The following is a 22320-nucleotide window of genomic DNA, read 5'->3' as shown; positions in this document are numbered from 1 at the left end:
TACCATCTATATGAAAGCGCTTCACCAAGGAGTGGTACCTAAATCTAAATCAGGATGAAAAGAGGGGTAGCATGAAAAAGTGGATGGTCACAGGCATGGCGCTATTGCTGGCGGCAACCGTCATGGCAGGATGCAGCACTGGAAGCGGGGCGAAATCCGGTGAGAATGGGGGAGACGGCAAGACGAGGTTCTCCATGTCACTGCGAACGCTGGCGTATACGTATGTGGAGAAGTCGCCCGACATCAACCAGGATAAATGGGTGAAAAAGCTGGAGGATCTGACCAATACCGATCTCAAAATTGTCCTGGTGCCCCATAAGGAATATGAACAGAAAATGGTCCAAATGTTTGCCACCAATGATATTCCTGATGTGGTGCAAGGTGACGGCGGCGTCAACGGCAAGGAGATGGCCGGCTCGGTCGAAGCTGGAGTATTTCAGCCGCTGGATGAGTTGTTGCAGCAGTATGGGCAAGATTTGCTGAAAGCCGTGCCGAAGGAAGCCTGGGATCAGGTCACCCATGACGGCCAGATCTATGCCATCCCCGAATATTTATCCAATCCCTCCCGCCGGGCAACCTGGATTCGCAAGGATCTGCTGGATCAAACCGGATTGCCGGTGCCTACCACGGTGGAGGAGACAATGGAAGTACTGCGCGCCTTTAAAAAGCTTGGCGTGGAGAATCCATATATGGGGCGTGAGGATTTCAAATATGCGGATACCTTCTTTGGTGCCTATGATGTGCAGCAGTTCCTGTCCATGATGGAGCAGCAGGGTGACCAGATTGTACCTAAGTTCATGGATAACGAGAATATGCAGCAAGCCCTGACGGTTTATAAGACGATGTACGAGGAAGGGCTAATTAACAAAGAGTTCGCGACCATCAACTCCACCGTATTCAAAAATACGATTCTCTCCGGCAAGGCGGGCATGTGGTCCATGAACGCCAACGAGCTGATTCAATGGGAGAAGCAGATTAAAGCGTCGGTTCCTGATGCCAAAATCGAGATTATCCCTTCGCCTGTCGGCCCGGACGGAAAGGGCGGTTATTATCTGTATGGTCCGGTGACACGTGCCTACTTTATTAATAAGGATGCCGCTGACCCGGCTTCCATTATCCGTTTCTTTAACTGGATGGTGTCCGATGAAGCGGAGAAGTTTTTCACGTACGGCACAGAAGGAGAGACCTATACAGAGGATAATGGTGTGATTTCATATACAGCTCCGACAGACTCTGCTGGCGTGGACGAGGAGCGTTACCGTCAATCGTTCTTATGGTTCGTACAGGACACGACATACAACAAAGGCTCCCTATCATTGACAGAAGAAGGCAGAAAGCTGATGAATATTTACGATACGGTTTTAGCCAAAGAAGGTCGGGATGGCATTAACTTTGATCCGCGTTTGGAAGCTTTTGTACAGAATCCCGATATTGCTCCCAATTCGGATACACCTCCTCAGGTCTTGCTCACACACATGATTAAGATGGTTTATGGTAAGGAGCCGATCTCCGATTGGCCGAAAGTAGTTGAGGAATGGAAATCCAAAGGCGGGGATCAGGCCATCAAGGAAGCCACAGAGAAGTTCAAGAATGGTGAAGGCGTGTCGGCACCGCGTCGCTAGAATTGTACTGGATAAGCAATGATTACCATAAGCAATAGGATGTCCTGCTCACCGTGCGGAAGAAACAAGCCAACAAGAAGCAGCAGCTCTGGAGAACGGACAGATCGCAAGGGTATAACGTCAGGAGATTGGACTACCGTGCGGAGGGGATACAAGTGAATAATTTATTCAAAACGTGGAAAAAACGCGTTGTCCTTGTTGCCATGTCTGTGATTCTCATTAACGGCACCATCGTTCCCATGCATGAAGTTCGGGCAATGGAAGATGTTGTTCCTAGCTCTATTCGTAACACTACACAGCAAGAAAAAGAAAACGTCCCGGATCCGGAGGGCCCGGAGCTGGAGATTTACGCGGAAAACTTTGATGACCCGGACAATTTTGGCTCTACAGGCGGAATTGCATTGAGAGCTCCCTGGTCGCAGGAAGGGGCAGGTGGAAGCAAGGCCAAGACGTCATCTTCCACCACTGCTCCCTCGCTGCCCAATATGATCAAGATGGACGGAACCGATGCACTCGCGCTGCCACTTAATCTGACCGGATACGGAAATATTCGGCTGAGCTACTACACGCGTGCTTCCTCCTATATAAGTGGAAGTGTGATTATCGAATGGTCGAAGGATGGTGGTACATCCTGGGCAACGCTGGAGACATTTGAACTTCCTCCAGGCACTCCAGACGTGAAGAATAAGGAAGGCAATACGCTAAAAAGCTGGACGCTGGGTTCGGAAGCGAACAATAACAGCACGGTTAAAATTCGTTTTCGGACGGGAGATGCGATGCAGGCCAACATGTATATCGACAATGTTGCCATTTACGGTCAGGCTATTCCCGGAATAACTCCTGCTCCCTCCCCAGTGCCACCTGGAGAGGGGAATACTGAATTTACGCCACCACAAGGAGTGACTTTGTACGAAGATGTGGAGATCGGTACGGCTGGTGGGCGGGCGATGTATTCATCCATTGCCGTTCCCGAGACAGCGGCAGCTGAACCGATGCCAGTCATGGTCTATATCCATGGAGGTGGATGGAATCACGGGGACCGGAAGCAGGCATTAAACTCCATATGCAATTATGTACTCAAACGTGGTTACATCGGTGTATCTCTGGACTACCGGCTGACACCGGAGGCACCTTTCCCTGCTCAGATTCAGGATGTGAAGCTTGCTATTCGATACTTGCGAGCTCATGCGGAGCAGTACAATCTGGACCCAAGCCGTATTGGTGTCTGGGGATCATCGGCGGGCGGACATCTGGCTGCATTGCTCGGCACAACAGGGGACATGGTCGCTGGTGACACTGTAGAGCTTGATATAGGGGTGACGGTAGATGTACCTGATCTGGAAGGTTCCGGCGGATGGCCTGAGTATTCCGACAAAGTGCAGGCGGTCGCCGACTGGTACGGACCTGCTGATTTTACGACGACATTTGCCAATAACTATAGCTCGGTCACGGCTCTGCTTGGCGGGCATCGCGCATTCGATGTACCGGAGCAGGCCAGACTTGCCATGCCAGGCACCTATGCTTCACCGGATGATCCACCGTTCTGGATTCGGCACGGTGATGCTGACGCCACCATTCCCTATACCGACAGCGTTACTTTCGCGGGACAGCTTCAATCTGCGGGTGTGCCGATTGTGGATATGAAAGTCGTACCCGGTCAGGGACATGGATTTACAGGGGTGGCTTCCGAGACTGCGAATGCAGAGGCATGGGCCTTCCTGGATGAACATGTGAAGAACCGGATCGTTACGGAGCCAATAATTTTCAAAAGCAATCCTGAAAACACTTCGCCTGATGATGAAGAAGTGGATGAAGAAAAACCGTTGATTGAAAAGGTCATCGCCAGTAAGCTGCCAAGCGACGATGCGGCGATTGACAGCAGCAAGCCTGACCTGAATTTCAATCAGGCCACGGGCTCCAGCAACGGATTATTGAGCATCTCTTCCACTTCATCAACCAAGAAATATGTGTACTTCAAATTTGATATGACTGGAAATGAGCCGGAAGGAGATCGGTATCGATTGCGGATTACCGCCAAGAAAGGCACATCGAATATCGATACCAAGTTGTCTCTGTACGCTTTGAATGAAACAGACTGGAGCGAATCATCGTTAACCTGGTCGAATGCTCCGGTCCAAAGTCTGAGCGAAGGTTCGTTGCTGGGCACATTCCAGGTTACGGCAGATCGGAATGGAAGCCCGGCCGTCTATGAAGTGGATGTAACCGATGTTGTGAAGAGTCGTCCAGATGCGGGGCAGGTTGCATTTTTGCTTGCGGATGCGGAATCAACGGGTGTTTCCGTGAACGTATACACCAAGGAAGCGAACGGAACGAGCAATCCGCGTCCACAGTTAGCAGTCATTGCTTTGATCGAAGAAGGCAGTGACACGCAATGACCTGAATGGGAGCAGGGAGCTGAGCTTGAAATTTGCAACTGGGGGACTGATTTTGCGGAACTGAGATGGCCAGCGGCCAGCGATGATACGGCTGTATCTGCCTATCGGATCTATCGAGATGGAGTCCTGCTGGCTGAACAAGGTAAACAGTCATTTCGTGACAGCGAACTTGAAGCTGGAACATCTTACACGTTTCAAGTGAGGGCAATTGATGAGGCCGGCAATGTCAGCAATGCTTTATCAACCGATATGATCACCCTTGCGGTTCCGGTATCGTCCCTGCCTATGGCTGCCGTCACGGCAAGTGGCAGCGACGGCAACCTGGCGACCAATACTCTCGACAATAACAGCTATACACGCTGGTCTGTTGCCGGAGAGGGGCAATGGATTACGTATGATCTGGGTCAGGTTCAGCAAGTGGGTTATGTGGGGATTGGTTTTTACAAAGGTGATGTCCGAAAGACATTTTTTGAGATGGAAACGTCTGTTGACGGTAATCATTGGACCCAGGTATTCAACGGCGAAAGCAGTGGGGATACAACCGAAATGCAGGCGTTTGATATCCCAGACACTTCTGTACGTTATGTACGGATCACCGGGCATGGCAATTCCGATGCAAGTATTTACACAAGTCTGACCGATGTGCATCTGTATGCCCCTTTTGCAGGGGGAAGGACACCTGTGGCTCTGATCCCATACATCGTTCCACAACCACCTGAAGGGACGATGCCCTTTATCGCCCCAGGTCTGACGGAAACAGATGGCACACCACATGCTGTCCATGCTCCACATGCCGTGACCGGGCGAACAATTGATGTACGGGATTATGGAGCAGATCCTGTCGACAACACGAGTGATGACCGACCAGCAATACAGGCTGCTATTGATGAGGCTGACGTGGGTGATGAAGTGTTCTTACCCAATGGAGTGTACAATTTGTTATCCGGGCCGGAGGGAACCACCAACCTGATGTTGAAATCGGGGGTAAATCTGAGAGGAGAGAGCCGTGAAGGAACTGTGCTTCAGACATCGCTGGATCAGGTGACGGGCAGTGCCGTTCTGAAGGCATCAGCTCAGCATAGCATTCTCGTATCCAACATGACCCTAACTTCATCCTGGTCCGGCAGCTACACGACTGATCATCAATCCAATAATCCCTCCGCAGGGGGGCCGGATAGTCTGATTCATATCGCCAATTATGGCGAGGTACCATCGTATGACATTACGATTGACGGCGTAATTGTGGAGAAGTTCAAACGAATGGCTATCCGAATTGAGCACAGCCGCGATGTTGTTGTGAAGCATGCAACCTTCCGCAATGCAACAGATCTGGGCCCTGGAGGTTCAGGTTACGGAATTTCGATTCAGGGAACGGCCAAGACCGATCGACTCGGTTTTGACAATGATACGTTATGGAATGTGGTGGAGGACAGTGCATTTGAGGGTCCTTATCTCAGACATGGAGCACTGATTCAGTTTGTGGCTCACAATAACGTGTTACGTGGCAATACATTTAATGGAACCAAGCTGGATGCCATTGATCTTCATGGTGAACTGGAGTATTTGAATGAAATTTCCGGCAATGTCATTATGGATGTGCTGACAGGTGCAGGGATTGGGCTTGGCAATACAGGCGGTTCAGCGCCCAGCAACCACAGCAAGTCTGGCAAAGGAAACTACATTCATGACAACACAATCAAGAACAGCCGGATCGGTATTTCGGTGACGATGGGTACCCCCGATACTCTAATTGAGGATAATCTCATCGAGAATACAACCACGATTGCAGATGCGGCTGGGATCAAAGTATTGAATGGACCGGGTACGGTAATTCGCGGTAATGTGATTCGGAACAATACTGCCAGTGGATACTGGAGCGTAAGGCTTGAGCGCGACAAAGGCGATGCTGGAGCAGGCAATATTGGCGAAGGGAACCCCGAGAATGTGTTGATTGAGAATAACCGAATCGAAGGTAACGCGAATGGAATCGGACTGTTTGCCGGAGTCGGCATTCTGCTAAAGGCTAACATTCTAAACAACGTGAATGAGGACCACTACCAAGCAGAAGGTGTGACCGTTACCGAGTTATAAAGGATCAGAATAAGTAGCCTGACAGGTATCTATATAAGTTGAAGCTCAATTTTACACCTAAACGGAGAGTGCAGAACCAATTTGAAGAAGCGTAGCGTTCGCCTTTATCACCGGATTTTCCCCTTAAACAAAGGGAATGATGAAAATCTGGGGATAAGAGCGATCGGAAAATGGTACTGCAATCGGAGTGATAAGGTGTAACATTTATAGTTCAACTTATGTAGCCTGATGGGCTACTTTTTGTTATGGTCGTTATTTAAGTTTCACTAAAGGTTCGTCCTCTACCATGGTTACATAAGCCTCAGTTGCTTAACAGAAACCAAGAGGGAGGATTCATCATTTGAATATACTATTACGAAAAGTTGCAGTAACGGCATTGTCCGTGACTATGGTAACGTCATCTTTTGGTCTGATGGCAGGTCCAAATGCGGCATTTGCCGCAGAAAGTACAGCAACAACGACAAGTGCAGGCGTGACGACGCAAGCTTATGAATCATTGTTCCAGACGGATAACGTCATTGACGTGAATGTAACGATTGATGAAGCAGACTGGAAGAGTATGCTCGAAAGCCCGCTCGATAAGGATTACAAGAATGTGAGTGTGGAAGTGGACGGCAACAAGCTGGACAACGTCGGTTTCTCCACCAAGGGGAACCTGACCTTGAAAGCCGTAGCCTCAATGGAGGATTCGGATCGATACAGCTTCAGACTGAAGTTCGACAAATACGATAAAACACAAACCTTGCTTGGACTGGACAAAATGGTGCTGAATAACAACTACGCTGATCCATCGTACATGCGTGAAGTTCTTCACTATGAGGCGCTGCGCAGCATTGGCATGGATGTACCGATGACAAACTACGTCAATCTGTATGTTAATGGCGAACTGGTAGGTTTCTACACCGGGGTTGAAGCCGTAGATGACAGTTACTTGGAACGCAATTACGGTGAGGATTATGAGGACGGCGTGCTCTATGATACAGATGAGAAGAGTTACTTGCAATATGCTGAAGGCAGTGACTATAGCACGATCACGGAAGATTTGGGTACGGACGAGAACAAAACCAAACTAAAAACCTTCATCCAAACGCTGAACGAGATGCCAGAAGGCGAAAAGGGTGATATCGAGAGTGTGCTGGACGTGGATTCGGCACTTCAATATATTGCAGGCAACATGGTTTTTGGCAACTATGACAGCTATAGCGGTGACAAAGGACATAACTACATGCTCTACGGTGATGCGGATGGCAAGTTCACGGTTGTGCCTTGGGACTTCAACATGTCCTTCAACGGGTATTCGGGTGGAGGTGGACGAGGTACGGCAACCGGATCGACCACGACCAACATGAATGCAACGAAGGTATCTGTGGATGAGCCCGTACTAGGCATTAGCATGGAAAATGTACCGATGATTAACAACCTGCTTGCTGTGCCGGAGTATAAGGAAAAATATTTGGGCTACGTCAATGAACTGACGGACTATATGGAAGGCATTCAGAATCGTATTACTGACCTTGCCGATATTATTCGTCCTTATGTAGAAGCAGATCCAACGAAATTCTATACGACAGAACAGTTTGAATCCAACATCGCTTATTCTGCCAATGCAGATGTTGCAGGTGGTATGGGCGGTACACCACCAGAAGGATTTGAGGGCATGACACCACCTGAGGGCATGGAAGGCATGACGCCGCCGGAAGGTTTTGAAGGAATGACACCTCCAGATGGAGCAACACCTCCGAATGGCAATACGGGAACAGGAACAACAGATAGCACAGGCAATACGCAGACACGTCCTGGCGGTAACTTTGGCGGTGGAGGAGGAGGTATGGGTTCTATGGCAGCTGGGTCACTAACCACATTTGCACTGAACCGCCTTGCGAATCTGCAAGAGCAACTTGGGCGTGAAGTAACGCCGCTGCCTGAGACTGCGGAAGAGACAGGTTCGAATACTTCATCCGGAACAAGTGACAAAACCATTACCGTAACACTCGATGGTAAATCGATCACATTCCCGGATCAGGACCCGCTAGAGCAAAGTGGCCGAGTAATGGTACCTGTGAATGCAATCCTTGAAACACTTGGTGCAGAAGTGACTTGGGACAAAACGGCGAAGACGGTAACAGCCGTTCTGAATGATCAGACTCTGGTGCTCAAGATCGGAAGCAGCACAGCAACCGTAAATGGGGAGACAATTGAAATTGATGCACCAGCGATCATCCAAAACAGTCGCACACTCGTACCCGTTCGCTTCATCTCAGAAGGTCTGGGATTGACCGTGGATTGGGATCAAACCGCTGCACAAGTAAGCCTTACATCCAAATAAGAAATACCTCCTGCAGAGCAACGTTGTTGTACGGAGAATGAGAGAAGGGATTCGATGGTCAGATCGAATCCCTTTTTGCTCTGCATTTTCAGGCTAGACGGAGCGAACATACAACAAAATCCGGCCTCGTCCATGTCGGGCCTCGCTTTTGGCATGAGCTGTTCATGAACAGCTCAAGTCGGTAGAGCAGATCAAGGCATCTGCGGCTATTTTGTCCGATGTGTCGACAGAGCTCCTAGTCCATTTGAAATTTAACCCTAAGTTGTCAGAATTCCCTCACTTCTAAAGTGATAGGATGAATGGCAACGGTCTTCCCTTTTGGATTAGCCCAGGCTATAATATAATTTTTCAGTCGTAATATAAAAAAGGCTGTGATATATGTGGAATTAGACTCTAATAATCATTCAGTGTTCTCGCTTCATTATCATCTTATTCTAGTCGTAAAGTATCGGAGAAAAGTAATAAGTGATGAAATATCGAATAGGTTGAAAGAGATATTCGAATACATTCAGTGCAATTACAACATCACGTTACAAGAATGGAATCATGACAAGGATCATGTTCACGTTCTTATGAAGGCTCACCCTAACACGGATATTTCCAAATTTCTTAACGCATATAAGAGTGCTTCCTCTCGACTGATCAAAAAAGAGTTTCCCTCCATTCGGTGTCAACTGTGGGAAGAGTATTTCTGGTCAAGGAGCTATTGTCTGATGACCACGGGTGGAGCACCCATTGAAATCATAAGAAAGTATATTGAAACTCAAGGGGAGAAGTGAGGTGAAAACGTGCTAAAAGCCTTCAAATATCGCATATACCCCAATCCAGAGCAGCAGCAATATCTAGCTAAAGCTTTTGGCTCTGTTCGCTTCATCTACAACAAGATGCTGGGAGACAAGATGGAGCATTACAAACAAACGAAAAAGATGCTGCGCAACACACCAGCGCAGTATAAAAAAGAGTTTTCGTGGTTGAAAGAAGTCGACAGCCTTGCTCTTGCGAACACACAACTTTCTTTAGAAAAAGCATATAAGAATTTCTTTCGTGATCCAACCGTCGGCTTTCCCCATTTCAAAAGCAAGAAGAATCGACGTGATCGCTTCACAACGAATAACCAAAATGGAACCATAGCGATTGAAGCAGGGAAGCTTAAAATTCCTAAGCTGAAGACCCGAATTAAAGTGAAGATGCATCGTTGCCTCCATGGAAAGATCAAATCCTGCACCATTTCCAAGACAGCGTCAGGGAAATACTTCGCTTCCTTGTTGGTTGAAACCGTGATTGAACCTTTGCCACGAAGCCAAAACAAGATCGGCGTCGATCTGGGACTCAAAGACTTTGCCATCCCATCGACGGGTGACGTTATTACCAATCCTAAACACCTTCGTCGTTCGGAAAAACGTTTAGCTAGGCTGCAAAGAGAACTGTCCAGAAAGCAGAAAGGTAGCCGAAATCGGGACAAAGCACGCCTAAAGGCTGTTCGACTTCACGAGAAAATAGCAAACCAGCGAAAGGACTTTTTGCACAACGTGTCGACCCGGATGATTCGCGATAACCAAGTGATCGTCATGGAGGACCTGCGTGTGAAGAATATGATGCAAAACCACAAGCTGGCTAAAGCCATATCTGAAGTCTCGTGGAGCATGTTTCGCTCGATGCTCGAATACAAAGCCGCTTGGTATGGGCGAACGTTGATTATTGCACCTAAGAACTATGCTAGCAGTCAGCTATGTTCAAGTTGTGGTTACAAAAATGTGGAGGTAAAAAATCTGGCTTTGCGCGAATGGATGTGCCCATCCTGCCAGACCGTACATGATCGAGATCGAAATGCGGCCCTCAATCTACTGCAACTCGCCAACTAAATGGCATACATTGGGTGAGGAACTCACCTGTAAGCTTGGGTAAACTTGGGGCAGTTGCTCTATTGACCAAGAAGCACCCCGCCTCTTAGGTGGTGTGTAGTTCACTATCTGTTACAATAGGGAAAAGGAGGGAATGCACTATGGCTCCTGATAAAACAAAACTTTTCCCAAATGAGAATATCCGCACCGTATGTTACATTCAAAACCTGCCGCCACGTTCCAACGTGGACATCGGTGATTATACGTATTATAGCGATAACACCAATCCGCCAGAGCAATTCTATAACCGGATACAACATCATTATGACTTTATTGGTGATCGCCTGGTTATCGGCAAGTTCTGTGCAATTGCGGAAGGTGTGACATTCATTATGAATGGCGCGAATCATCGGATGGAGGGCATGACGACGTATCCTTTTAACATTTTCGGTGGAGGATGGGAGCGCGTGACACCTACACTCGAGCAGCTTCCATATAAGGGTGATACGATACTGGGGAACGATGTATGGCTTGGACAGAATGTGACGATCATGCCTGGTATCACGATTGGAGACGGGGCAATCGTTGCCTCCAATTCAACCGTTGTGAAGGACATTGAACCCTATACCATTGTTGGTGGTAATCCAGCCAAGACTGTTAAAAAGCGTTTTGATGAAGAAACGATTGCACTGCTGCTGGAATTGAAGTGGTGGGATCAGGATGAAGAATGGCTGGATACGCATTTGGATCGTCTGGTCTCTACATATGATCTAGAGATATTGCGCGGACTTTTGAACAGTAAGTAGGGCAGTAGGAAGTGTATTTAACCAAAGCAAATCAGGCCCTGGACCGTTTTGAGCGGATCAGGGCCTCTTGTTGTCCAAGATGAAATGTTAGTTTAGCGGGTGGGTGGTCGTAGGGTACAATCAGACTTTACTGATGGGGGCTTTAAATGAGTATGAGCTTCTGCATGATCCGTGTTTGTCTGTTTGCCTGAATAAAAGTTAATGATATCATCAACGGTAGTAAACACGACATTTAAATCCATATTATCATTGTGTGTTTGAATAAAAACCTCTTTTCAATGGGTTGTTGCGTTGTTTAATTTAAAGCTTCTTTCATGCTTAAACCTGCTGTGAATACAGGAACTTTACCTGCAGGTAGTTGAATTTCTTTGCCTGTTCTCCGACTTCTTCCCGTTCTTGCCTCACGCTTCTGTACTTCAAATTTCCCGAATCCAACCAGTTGAACTTCTTTACCTTCTTTGAGAGCTTCAAGAATTGAGTCCAGTACAACGGTTACCGCTTTTTCAGCATTCTTCTTGGAGAAACCGCCAGCCTTGGCTACTTCTGTGATCAATTGTTCTTTATCCATGGGGAATACCTCGCTTTCATTGTTGGGGTGTGAAATTGTTTGCTGTACAACCTATGAGTAAATAAAAAGCTGCCTTATTAATAAGGCAGCTTTCATATAATTAAAGTTTAGTAACGTTCTCAGCTTGTGGTCCACGGTTACCTTGAGTTACTTCAAATTGAACGCGTTGTCCTTCGTCCAATGATTTGTAACCTTCACCTTGAATTGCACTGAAATGAACGAATACGTCTGTTCCTTCTTCAGTTTCGATAAAGCCGAATCCTTTATCCGCGTTGAACCATTTCACTGTACCTGTTTGCATGTGATTCCTCCAAAAAATAAGTTTTTTAGCCGATCATTATGACGAGTATAATTAAAAATTGACACTCACCTGGTGCATTTAAACCACAGACTTGATGTCCGCTAATGTATCGATTAATATTATAATACCATGTCCGCTAATATAAGTCAAGATTTGGAGGTAATTTCTAATGAATCAGTCATCAGGGATTTCGGTGCAGCGGGAACCGACGATAGAAGAATTCATTCATATGCTTGCCAATGAAGATGAATTGCATCCCAAAACCGTGAAGGAATATGCAAGTGATCTGAAACACTTTATCGAATGGTACAAGGAAAGCACTATGCTCGGGGAAAAGGTTACATTGCGAATTGAAGACATAGATACATCTACTTTAGTCAATTATCGTGAAGATTCACACAAGGTTATGCTATTGAAACCAGCCACCATTAACCGCAGGTTGATTACGCTGAAGCGTTTTTTCAAATGGGCTGTCCTGGAATCCAGACTCAATCATGACCCTTCCAAAGCATTAAAATTCATTCCGGAAGACAAAGTTAGTCCACGCCGAATGACATCCGAAGAAGAAGAGGCGTTCCTCGCGGCAGTGGAGTACGGCAACTCCCTTCGTGATCAGACCATCCTGACCCTTATGTTTCACACAGGCTTGCGAACGATGGAGGTATGCAATCTCACGCCGCATGATATCGAACTTGGTAGACGAAGTGGTTACCTGACAGTGAGAGCCGATAAACGCAACCGGCAGCGTAAGATCCCTCTGAATATGCAGTGTATTGTAATGTTGAATCAGTATTTATCTGATCATGCTATCGATCGTGCTTACCTTTTTCCTTCGGAGAAGACAAACGATCGTTTAACAGAGAGAGCACTACGCCATCTGATTAAAAAAGTAATGATTGCAGCAGGGCTGGAAGGACTGAGTTCACACGACCTGCGTCATCGTTTTGGCTACGCCATGGCAGAGCATACGCCACTGCACCGTTTGGCGGAGATGATGGGACACACCAATCCAGATACGACAATGATTTATGTGAAAGCATTAAGTACGAGTCATCGTTGAACACAAGAATGAAGGATCGAAATGATAGTTAGAATCAAAACTCCTCTTATTAGAAGCTCTTCGAAATTCCCGTGTTTGTATTACTTTAACCTACCCTTAGCATTCATATACTATCCTTCACATTTCACTTAGGCACTGCCCGACAGGGTTGCCTTACCCTCTAATGAAGAAAGCGATTACATATCCCTGATAATATTGTATATTATGATGGCACCCTCGGGACTGATTAACATGAGCTCTTAGCTTTTGGCATAAACTCGGTGAGCAATAAGAAATCCAATGATTCACAATGTCACACATATATCAGTTGTTAGGGCATACGGCCCATCATAAAAAGGAGGAATCCGAACGTGTACCGGGTACTGCTGGTGGATGATGAAGAAGATGTACGCGAAGGACTTGTTGTAGAGGTCGATTGGGAAGCGCTCGATCTGCGGATTGTCGGTTTGGCTGAGAATGGGCGGGAAGCATTGGAGATGGCGGAGCGGGTGGAGCCGGATATTGTGGTGACCGATATCAGCATGCCCTTCATGAATGGTCTGGAACTCGCGCAAAGATTGAGGAAGCGAAATCCACTTGTGAAGGTAGTCATTTTGACTGGATATGATGAATTTGATTATGCGAGGCAAGCCATCTCGTTAAGTGTGGATGAATATCTGTTGAAGCCGTTCTCGGCAGGACATCTCACCGAACTGCTCACAAGACTGCGCGCCCAGATGGCGGCTGAAGTGGCCGAGCGTGAAGATGTGCAGCAACTGCGTGAGCACTACCATACCAGCTTGCCATTACTGCAGGCAGATCTGATGGCGACCTTGCTCCATCGGCAGAAATCCTCGACATATATTCATAGTAAAGCCAAACAATGCGGATTGGATCTGACAGGAAAACGCTATGGGGTGTCCGTGTTGACACTGCACATGGAAGGAGATGTGCAGAAGGAGAAACCTGAGGGAGCATTCAACGAGCATACGCAGCGACATAACCTTACAACATCTGAGGAAGCGGATCAGCATCAGTCTGAAATATTCGTTCCCGGAAGTTCATTACGTCAATCGGAAGATGCTGAACTGAAACGCTTTGCTGCACTTAACATTGCGGCAGAGGTCTGGGCGGAACACGGGGCTGGTCATGCCTTTATGCATCAGGAGACGATTGTCCTGCTCTATGTGGATCGCTCGGGCGGTATAGATGGAGCGAAGCGGCAACAGAAGGCATTGGAAAATGTGATGCGAAGCATCAATCACTACTTACGTATCCCCGCTACAGTGGGATCTGGTCAGATTGTGGATACACTTGCGGAGGTGAATCAGGCCTATGAAGATGCCCTGTTGGCATTGGATTATCGGCTTGTGCCCGGAACGGATTCTATCATATATATCGCGGATGTAGAGCGGCAGACGGCTGGCAAGCTGCGGTTCGACGAGTTGAAGCAACAGACGCTGACACGTTGCCTGAAGGCGGGTACACAAGTGGAGCTGGAGGAAGCACTTGCGATCATTTTCCGGGAAATTACAGTGGAACATGGGCGAAGTGATATTCAGCTCTATCTGATTGAAGTATTAACAACAGTATGGAAGGCAGCACAGGCATCAGGAGAAGAGATGGAAGACATCTTTGGTGCAGGGTTCCAGTTGTATGCGGATCTGTTCCGACTTCCGGGCCTCACAGAGGCACAGAAGAAGGTACGGGAGGTCTGTCTACTCGTACAACATCGCATTGCCAGTGGTCGCCAGCATGTATACAAGGATATTGTTGAGCAGGCGTTAGTTTTCACCAAAGAGCATTACGCCGACCCGGACCTGTCCATTCAGAAGGTGTGCGGACATTTGCATATCAGCTCCGGTTATTTTTGTGGCATTTTCAAAAAAGAAGTGCAACTTACCTTCCTGCAGTACCTGATGCAGATCCGGATGGAGGCAGCCCGTGAACTGCTTCGCTCGACAGAGCTGAAGTCCTTTCAGATTGCGGAGCAGGTTGGTTTTGCTGAACCCAATTACTTCAGTTTTTGTTTCAAAAAACATATTGGCGTATCGCCCAAAGAATATCGTAAACAGGCTTCCCAGGCAGCGAGTGAAGGTTCACTCCGATGAGATCTTTTGCCGGATGGGTGAAATCCATGGGAGTTCATGCGCGCTCTCGTCTACGTTCGTCCAGGGTCAGTAGTATCCGGTTTATTATTACGTGGTCCTTCTCCGTCTTCATCGTTCTGGTGCTGACCATCATGGCGATGCTTCTGCATGACAAGTTCACGCAGGCTGCCGAGCGAAGTGCGGAACTGACGACGAGACAGATTGTGGATCAGGTCAGTTATAACCTGGAGGATTACGTGCGCAGTATGTCTCATCTGTACCGTGCCATTGAGGAACATATGCTGCGTGACGGGACATGGGAGGGGGAACTGGTGGACAAACAACTCGACACACTGCTCAGCAGTCGTGAAGATATCATCTCGATTACTCTGCTCGATTCCACGGGAAAATTGCTCAAGAACCGACCTACAGCCGAACTAAAACCGAGTGCCCATGTGACACAGCAAGGGTGGTTTCAGTCTGCGCTTCGTGTGCCGGATCACCTGAGTTTCTCGTTACCTCATATTCAGAACATGTACACAGGCCCATATAAATGGGTCGTTTCCATGAGCAAAGGCATAACGATACGGCAAAATGGTCAGGATCGGCAGGTTATCCTGCTGGTCGATATCAATTTCAAACAGATGGATGAACTGAGCCGTCGGGTCAGTCTGGGGCAACGGGGATATGTCTATATCATTGATGAGAGCGCGGGCAATATCGTCTACCATCCGCAGCAGCAATTGATGTATATGGGACTCAAAAGCGAAAATATCGAACAGGCTTTGGTGGCTTCCGGCAGTTATGAAGATGAGGCAGATGGACAGAAAAGGCTGAATACTGTAAAGTCCGTTGCCAATATCGGGTGGAAAATTGTTGGTGTGGCCTATTTGGATGAGATTATGACAACGCGCCAGGAGGTCAATGGATATCTCATTCGTGTATTGATCGTTGTGCTGGTGCTGGTCATTCTCGTATCGCTGTTTCTTTCCTCCAGTCTGACTCGTCCGATCCGGCGAATGGAGCGCAAGATGAAGGCTGTGGAACGCGGGGATTTCAACGTGGAGTTGCCTGCGACTGGGCCGCTTGAAGTGGAACGTCTATCCCGTCGCTTCAACCTGATGGTCAACAAAATCCGAACCCTGATGGATGAGATCATCCATGAACAGGAACAGAAGCGTCGTCTGGAGCTGGAAGCCTTGCAGGCCCAGATCAACCCGCATTTTTTGTATAATACGCTGAATTCCGTGGTGCGCATGGTAGGCATGAGCCGTAATGAGGAAGTGATCACGATGATCACGTCTCTTTCGCGCCTGTTCCGCATTAGTCTCAGTCAAGGTAAAACGATTATCACGGTCAGGGAAGAGCTGGAGCATGCGCAGCATTATTTGACGATTCAACAGATGAGATTCAAGCGCAAATTCAACTTTAACATCAAGGCAGATGAGACGCTCCTGGAATGCCTGACATTAAAGCTGGTGCTTCAACCCCTGATTGAGAACGCCATTGTTCATGGCATCGAGTACCACATGGACGAAGGAAGTATTGAGGTCGATGTTTATCGGGAGCACAACAAGCTGGTGTTTCGGATTACAGATAATGGGGTTGGCATGACGGAAGAACAGATGTCGGGATTATTAAGTGGCCGTCCTGTGGTCAAAAGCGGTGCAGGCTCAGGCGTAGCGGTACGCAATGTACATGACCGAATCCGGCTCTATTATGGGGAGGGCTACGGTCTTGAGTTTGCAAGTGAGCTGGAAGAAGGCACCACGGTCTGGATTCGGATCCCCATTCAATCGCAGCAGAAGGAGGGCGAGCCTGATGATGGACAACAAGACTAATAGAAACGATGCCCATAGAGTTAAAGGATTGAATAACCGTATATTTTGGCAAAAGATTGGCGCGAGTTTCCCTGGAATTTGGAAACGTCGTTTAGTAACCCTGACAGCTGCAAGCTGCTGTCTGCTCATATGCAGCGCCTGTGGCTTATCGAGTCCCGATGCTGCGGCATCACCGCCACGTATTGCGCTGATTACACCAGCTGGAACTGGCGAACTTGCAGAAGCCATCCGGCTTGGTGCCGAAGCGGCTGCCAAAGAGAGTGGGGCGGAACTGATTACCGTGGAAGCATACCCTTCCGATGGTCATGTGTACACGCCTGCCACTCTAGACGCTGATGGAAGTCAGATGAAGGTCAAACAGGCAAATCCGAACAGCCAAACGTTGTCTCGCAGTGTACGAGAGCAGGCTCAGGTGGAAGCTGCCGCATTGGCTCTGAAGCAGGGGGTATCAGCTCTATTGGTTGATCCCCTGAGTGAGAAGGCACTAAGCGATATCATTCAGGAGGCACAGAAAACGAATTCCGATGGAACCATTGTTCCTGTCATTGTGCTTAACGATGAATTTCCCATGAAAGGCATAACCAGTATCATCTCCATGGATAATGTCGAGGCAGGCAGACAGGCGGGTCAGGCCATGTCAGAGCTGTTGGAAGGGCGAGGGCGTGTAGCTTTATTGGGTCCAGACCCCGTTAATTCCGGCCTGATTCAGAGAGAGCAGGGGGTTATGGAAGTCCTGGTGCAGTATCCTAATATTCAAGTGGAACCCAAATCGATATGTAATACACGGGATGGATGTTGGCAGACTGCGAAGCAATTGCTGGACCAGCAGGAGGTGGATGGCTTTATCACTCTTCAGGAACCGGCTTCACTGGGAGCAGCTGATGAACTGAATCGACGCAACTCTGCGGACAAGGTAAGAATTGTTGGATTCGGCAGTGAACAACAGCAACTGGAGCAATTGCAAGAAGGGGTCTTTGATCAACTCATCGTTCAGAATGGATATAGCGCAGGTTATCTGGGATTGAATCAAGCCGTTGCGCGGCTGAACAATCAACAGGTGCAAGCGAGAGTTCTACTTGAGACGAAGCTGGTTAGTACAGACAATATGTTCTGGATGGATAACCAGAAGCTGTTGTTTCCTTTTGTACAATGAACGCATGCTGGAACAAATGGTGGATGAAGAAATTAAGCTGTTTTTTAACTTGAGGAAGATTTCGATAGAACAGGTGAAGATATTGTATTCGAATTTAATGTAAACCCTTTCATAATAAAGACATCGGTGAAGCCGAATGAACTTGGGGGAGGTCATTAGGATATGAAGAAAACATGGATGACACTGTTGATTACAGCATGTATGGTTGTGGCGGCGGGGTGCAGCAGCGGTGGAGACAGCGCAGGTGGAAGTACGGGAACAGATACAGGAGGCCAAACAGCAGCCGGGACGGAAACGCCCAAGATTGGTGTCGCCATCTACAAATTCGATGATACTTTCATGACGGGTGTGCGTAATGCGATGACCGCAGCAGCGGAAGGCATTGCGACTCTGGATATCGTGGATAGCCAGAATGCACAGCCAACCCAGAACGAAAAGGTTGATCTGTTTGTGTCCAAGAAATACAATGCCATGGCCGTGAATCCGGTGGACCGGACCGCGGCAGGTGTCATCATTGACAAGGCCAAGGCAGCGAACATTCCAGTGGTATTCCTTAACCGTGAGCCCGTAGCTGAAGATATGAACAAGTGGGATAAAGTGTACTACGTAGGAGCAAAAGCGGAGGAGTCCGGTACGATCTCTGGACAGCTGATTGTGGATTACTGGAAAGCACATCCGGAAGCAGACAAAAACGGCGATGGCAAGCTGCAATACGTCATGCTGAAAGGGGAACCGGGTCACCAGGATGCAGAGCTTCGGACCAAATATTCGGTTCAGGCGATCCAGGATGCCGGTATTGAAGTGGAAGCGCTGGCGGAAGACACGGCGATGTGGGACCGCGTGAAGGGGCAGGAGAAAATGCAGGCGTTCCTGGCATCCCATGGCGACAAGATTGAAGCCGTTCTCGCAAACAATGATGACATGGCCCTGGGAGCCATTGAGGCATTGAAAGCAGCCGGATACTTCAAGGATGGCAAATCGATGCCGGTTGTAGGTGTGGATGCAACAGCTCCAGCCATTCAGGCTCTACAGGATGGAACGATGCTGGGCACGGTGCTCAATGATGCCAAGAATCAGGGTGCAGCTACGGTGGCACTGGCTTCCGTACTAGCCAAAGGTGAAACACCAACGAAGGAAAATACCAAATACGATATTACCGATGGTAAATACGTCTGGATTGCATACAAAAAGATTACCAAAGACAACATTGCCGACGCCCAATAACAGCACGAGACAGGGACGTCCGACATTCGGGCAGCGTCCCTTTTTTGCCGGTCATATGGAAGGGAGGAACCAAGATGGAGTCACCTTACCTGCTGGAGATGAATGGAGTTTCGAAAGCATTTCCGGGTGTGCAGGCACTAAGTCAGGTCACATTGAAAGTGAAGCCGGGAACGGTTCACGCCTTGATGGGAGAGAATGGAGCGGGCAAATCCACACTTATGAAATGTCTGTTCGGAATGTATCACCCGGATGAAGGAACGATACGCATCGAAGGAAAGGATGTAGATATTCCGAATTCCAAAGCGGCACTTCAGCAAGGCATATCCATGATTCATCAGGAGCTGAATCCGGTCCCGCATCGTCCGGTGATGGAGAATATCTGGCTGGGTCGTTTTCCAATGAAGGGAATACTGGTGGACGAGAAACGGATGTATACCGATACACTGGCTCTGTTCAAGGACCTGAATCTGGATATTGATCCGAAGGCTCAAGCCGGAACATTGTCTGTCTCCAAGATCCAGTCGATGGAAATCGCCAAGGCGGTCTCGTTCAATTCCAAAGTTATTGTCATGGATGAACCCACCTCCTCCCTGACAGGCAAGGAAGTGGAGCAACTCTTCGCCATTATTAATGAACTACGCAGTCGGGGTGTGTCCATTATCTACATTTCGCACAAGATGGAAGAGATTCTGACGATCTCGGATGAAGTGACAATCATGCGTGATGGCTTCGTTGTCGGGACTTGGGATGCTGCAAATTTAACGACAGATCTGATTATTACGCGCATGGTGGGTCGTGATCTGGATGAACGTTTCCCGGAACGGACCAACGTACCCGGTGAAGTGATATTAAAGGCCGAGGGTCTGACATCCAACCAGTCCAAATCGTTTTGTGATGTATCCTTTGAGCTGCGAAAAGGTGAAGTGCTCGGCATTGGTGGCTTGGTTGGAGCACAGCGGACAGAACTGATGGAATCCTTATTCGGACTACGCGGACTCGCTTCAGGTACGATTTCGATTCATGGGCGCAAGGTGAAGATTAACTCCCCCGCAGCAGCGAAGCGTCATAATATTGCGTTGCTCACGGAAGAACGAAGGGTTACAGGGATATTCCCCGTGTTGTCGGTGTATGAGAACACGATCATTGCCAGTTTGGGGCGCTACCAAAATCGCGTGGGCTTGCTGGATGAGAAAAAGGGACGGGAAGAAGCACGGGAACAGACGCAGAAGTTCAGAACCAAGACGCCTTCAGTTAACACGCTGATTCGAAACCTGTCTGGCGGTAATCAACAGAAAGTTCTGCTGGCCCGCTGGTTGCTGACCGATCCGGAGATTCTGTTGCTGGATGAACCGACACGTGGAATCGATGTGGGGGCCAAGTTCGAGATTTACACCATTATTACGGAACTGGCTCGTCAGGGCAAAAGCATTATCATGATTAGCTCGGAGATGCCCGAACTGCTCGGTATGTCGGATCGCATTATGGTGATGAGCGAAGGGCGTCTAACCGGAATTGTGGACGGAGCCGAGGCAACAGAGCAGGATATTATGAGGCTGGCCGCGCAGCAGCGGATGGCTTAGTCAGGAGGGAAACAGATGAACACACAGATGATCAATCAAGTGAAAAATTATATAACACAACGCGCCATCTTTATCGTATTGATTCTGCTCATCATTGGTATAGCTATTGCCGATCCGAATTTTCTTGCCTTCTCTACACTGCGGGACATCTTACAGCAATCCTCCACACGGGCCATTATTGCACTCGGTGCAGCCTTTATCCTTGTCACGGGTGGGGTCGATCTGTCCGCTGGAAGGGTGGTTGGTCTGACGGCTGTTGTATCGGCATCGATGCTGCAAATTGATGAGTATGCGAACCGCTTCTTCCCCGATCTGCCCCACTTATGGGTGGGTCTGCCGATCCTTGTCGGGATTACTGCGGGTTTATTTGTGGGATTGGTCAATGGACTAATTGTCGCCAAATTACATGTGCCTCCTTTTATTGCAACGCTGGGTACAATGGTTGCCGTGTATGGACTGAACTCCATTTATTTCGATACGGAACCCAATCAGTCACAGCCGATCGGAGGATTGAGACCCGATTTTACCGTCATTGGCTCTGGATACATTGATCTGGGCGGGGGTTATTCCATCCCGTATATTGTACTCATCGCTATTGCGGTGGCCTTAATTTGCTGGGTGATCTTTAACAAAACACGTCTCGGCAAAAATATGTATGCGATCGGCGGTAACATTCAGGCAGCACATGTATCCGGGATTCATGTGGCCCGCAACCTGGTTGCCCTGTATGCCATTGCGGGTGCATTATATGGCCTGGGTGGTGTGCTTGAGGCAGCCCGAACAGGTGGAGCAACAAACAATTACGGTAATATGTATGAGCTGGATGCGATTGCCGCATGTGTGGTAGGCGGCGTATCAACAGCGGGTGGTATTGGAACGGTACCCGGGGTTATGGCGGGTGTGCTGATCTTCGGGGTCATTAACTATGGTCTGACGTTTATCGGTGTGAGTCCGTACTGGCAATTGATTATCAAAGGATTAATCATTGTTGCTGCTGTGGCTTTTGACATCCGTAAGTATATGGCAAAGAAATAAGATGAGCCTCAAGAGGTTACACCAGTCACTCCGATGACAGAACAACCTTTTGATCGCTGTTATCCCCAGATTTTTTGATTCCCTTCTAAAGAAGTGAAAATCCGGGGATAAAGGCGAGGTGCATGCTTCCGAAGTAGCTTTCTTTCAGAAAGCTTTTAGCTCCGCTTCTTCAGGTTATTTCTGTCCTCTACGTTATCGTGTAAACAATTTGTTCATCTTATATGAAAAAGTAGCAAAAAAGCCAGCCCTCGGGATATAGTGGTATTATCCCCTTTAAGTAGACACTTGAAAAAACCTTCATGTTATTATGAGGGTTCAAGTGACACCTGGAGGGGATATTTTTATGGCCAAAAAAGGACAAACATTTCAGACGTATACCGAAGAATTTAAATTGAATGCGGTTAGAT

16 protein-coding genes are annotated in these 22320 nt (G+C 48.1%); 14 read left to right on the top strand and 2 right to left on the bottom strand.

Going from position 1 to position 22320, the window contains the following annotated elements; all coding sequences use genetic code 11:
• Positions 1–71 precede the first annotated feature (71 nt).
• From AB4111_RS30655 to AB4111_RS30625, 7 genes are all read left to right on the top strand, one after another.
• The gene (locus AB4111_RS30655) at positions 72–1622 is read left to right on the top strand and encodes an extracellular solute-binding protein (protein WP_442035060.1); all 1551 of its coding nucleotides are present in this window, start codon (positions 72–74) and stop codon (positions 1620–1622) included.
• 53 nt (positions 1623–1675) lie between these two features.
• Positions 1676–4018, top strand: coding sequence for an alpha/beta hydrolase fold domain-containing protein (locus AB4111_RS30650; RefSeq protein WP_442035058.1), 2343 nt, complete (start codon positions 1676–1678; stop codon positions 4016–4018).
• Between the two features lie 198 nt (positions 4019–4216).
• Positions 4217–6109 carry a discoidin domain-containing protein gene (locus AB4111_RS30645; protein ID WP_442035056.1) on the top strand — a complete coding sequence of 631 codons (1893 nt, stop codon included), beginning with the start codon at positions 4217–4219 and terminating at the stop codon, positions 6107–6109.
• 340 nt (positions 6110–6449) lie between these two features.
• Positions 6450–8435: a CotH kinase family protein gene (locus tag AB4111_RS30640; RefSeq protein ID WP_442035054.1), complete on the top strand. Its 1986-nt coding sequence runs from the start codon at positions 6450–6452 to the stop codon at positions 8433–8435.
• Between the two features lie 380 nt (positions 8436–8815).
• Entirely contained in the window at positions 8816–9214 is a 399-nt protein-coding gene (gene tnpA / locus AB4111_RS30635; RefSeq protein ID WP_442035052.1) for an IS200/IS605 family transposase, read from the top strand.
• A gap of 9 nt (positions 9215–9223) precedes the next feature.
• Positions 9224–10297, top strand: a complete 1074-nt coding sequence (gene tnpB / locus AB4111_RS30630) for an IS200/IS605 family element RNA-guided endonuclease TnpB (protein ID WP_442035050.1) — start codon at positions 9224–9226, stop codon at positions 10295–10297.
• Positions 10298–10437: 140 nt separating this feature from the next.
• Entirely contained in the window at positions 10438–11082 is a 645-nt protein-coding gene (locus AB4111_RS30625) for a Vat family streptogramin A O-acetyltransferase (protein ID WP_442035048.1), read from the top strand.
• A 295-nt stretch (positions 11083–11377) separates the two neighbouring features.
• On the opposite strand, the gene AB4111_RS30620 is transcribed toward AB4111_RS30625, so the two are convergent.
• Positions 11378–11650, bottom strand: coding sequence for an HU family DNA-binding protein (locus AB4111_RS30620; protein WP_169480336.1), 273 nt, complete (start codon positions 11648–11650; stop codon positions 11378–11380).
• 100 nt (positions 11651–11750) lie between these two features.
• Positions 11751–11951: a cold-shock protein gene (locus AB4111_RS30615; RefSeq protein WP_017690333.1), complete on the bottom strand. Its 201-nt coding sequence runs from the start codon at positions 11949–11951 to the stop codon at positions 11751–11753.
• A gap of 169 nt (positions 11952–12120) precedes the next feature.
• Between AB4111_RS30615 and AB4111_RS30610 the strand changes: the two genes are divergently transcribed.
• The 7 genes from AB4111_RS30610 to mglC all read left to right on the top strand — a co-directional run bounded on the left by AB4111_RS30610 (position 12121) and on the right by mglC (position 21913).
• Entirely contained in the window at positions 12121–13011 is an 891-nt protein-coding gene (locus tag AB4111_RS30610) for a tyrosine-type recombinase/integrase (RefSeq protein WP_442035045.1), read from the top strand.
• Positions 13012–13361: 350 nt separating this feature from the next.
• Positions 13362–15101, top strand: a complete 1740-nt coding sequence (locus AB4111_RS30605) for a response regulator transcription factor (protein ID WP_442035043.1) — start codon at positions 13362–13364, stop codon at positions 15099–15101.
• A gap of 26 nt (positions 15102–15127) precedes the next feature.
• Positions 15128–16921 (top strand): histidine kinase, encoded by a 1794-nt coding sequence (locus AB4111_RS30600; RefSeq protein ID WP_442035069.1) that lies wholly within the window; start codon positions 15128–15130, stop codon positions 16919–16921.
• Positions 16902–18074, top strand: a complete 1173-nt coding sequence (locus tag AB4111_RS30595; protein ID WP_442035041.1) for a substrate-binding domain-containing protein — start codon at positions 16902–16904, stop codon at positions 18072–18074. Before AB4111_RS30600 ends, AB4111_RS30595 begins: the two co-directional genes overlap by 20 nt.
• A 162-nt stretch (positions 18075–18236) precedes the next feature.
• Positions 18237–19298, top strand: coding sequence for a galactose ABC transporter substrate-binding protein (locus AB4111_RS30590; RefSeq protein ID WP_036672480.1), 1062 nt, complete (start codon positions 18237–18239; stop codon positions 19296–19298).
• A 74-nt stretch (positions 19299–19372) separates the two neighbouring features.
• The gene (locus AB4111_RS30585; RefSeq protein ID WP_442035039.1) at positions 19373–20878 is read left to right on the top strand and encodes a sugar ABC transporter ATP-binding protein; all 1506 of its coding nucleotides are present in this window, start codon (positions 19373–19375) and stop codon (positions 20876–20878) included.
• A 15-nt stretch (positions 20879–20893) separates the two neighbouring features.
• Entirely contained in the window at positions 20894–21913 is a 1020-nt protein-coding gene (gene mglC, locus AB4111_RS30580) for a galactose/methyl galactoside ABC transporter permease MglC (RefSeq protein WP_442035037.1), read from the top strand.
• The last annotated feature ends 407 nt before the right edge of the window (positions 21914–22320 follow it).

Origin of the sequence: Paenibacillus sp. 2KB_22, from assembly GCF_052115745.1 — a bacterium.
Classification (GTDB): Bacteria; Bacillota; Bacilli; order Paenibacillales; family Paenibacillaceae; genus Paenibacillus.
This window is presented reverse-complemented; position numbering and strand designations above follow the sequence as displayed.

What these genes read in the sequence shown, in the direction of transcription:
- AB4111_RS30655 (WP_442035060.1), top strand. Translation starts at nt 72, where the DNA reads ATGAAAAAGTGGATGGTCACAGGCATGGCGCTATTGCTGGCGGCAACC.
- AB4111_RS30610 (WP_442035045.1), top strand. Translation starts at nt 12,121, where the DNA reads ATGAATCAGTCATCAGGGATTTCGGTGCAGCGGGAACCGACGATAGAA.
- AB4111_RS30585 (WP_442035039.1), top strand. Translation starts at nt 19,373, where the DNA reads ATGGAGTCACCTTACCTGCTGGAGATGAATGGAGTTTCGAAAGCATTT.
- AB4111_RS30600 (WP_442035069.1), top strand. Translation starts at nt 15,128, where the DNA reads ATGGGAGTTCATGCGCGCTCTCGTCTACGTTCGTCCAGGGTCAGTAGT.
- AB4111_RS30625 (WP_442035048.1), top strand. Translation starts at nt 10,438, where the DNA reads ATGGCTCCTGATAAAACAAAACTTTTCCCAAATGAGAATATCCGCACC.
- mglC (WP_442035037.1), top strand. Translation starts at nt 20,894, where the DNA reads ATGAACACACAGATGATCAATCAAGTGAAAAATTATATAACACAACGC.
- AB4111_RS30595 (WP_442035041.1), top strand. Translation starts at nt 16,902, where the DNA reads ATGATGGACAACAAGACTAATAGAAACGATGCCCATAGAGTTAAAGGA.
- AB4111_RS30590 (WP_036672480.1), top strand. Translation starts at nt 18,237, where the DNA reads ATGAAGAAAACATGGATGACACTGTTGATTACAGCATGTATGGTTGTG.
- AB4111_RS30620 (WP_169480336.1), bottom strand. Translation starts at nt 11,650, where the DNA reads ATGGATAAAGAACAATTGATCACAGAAGTAGCCAAGGCTGGCGGTTTC.
- AB4111_RS30615 (WP_017690333.1), bottom strand. Translation starts at nt 11,951, where the DNA reads ATGCAAACAGGTACAGTGAAATGGTTCAACGCGGATAAAGGATTCGGC.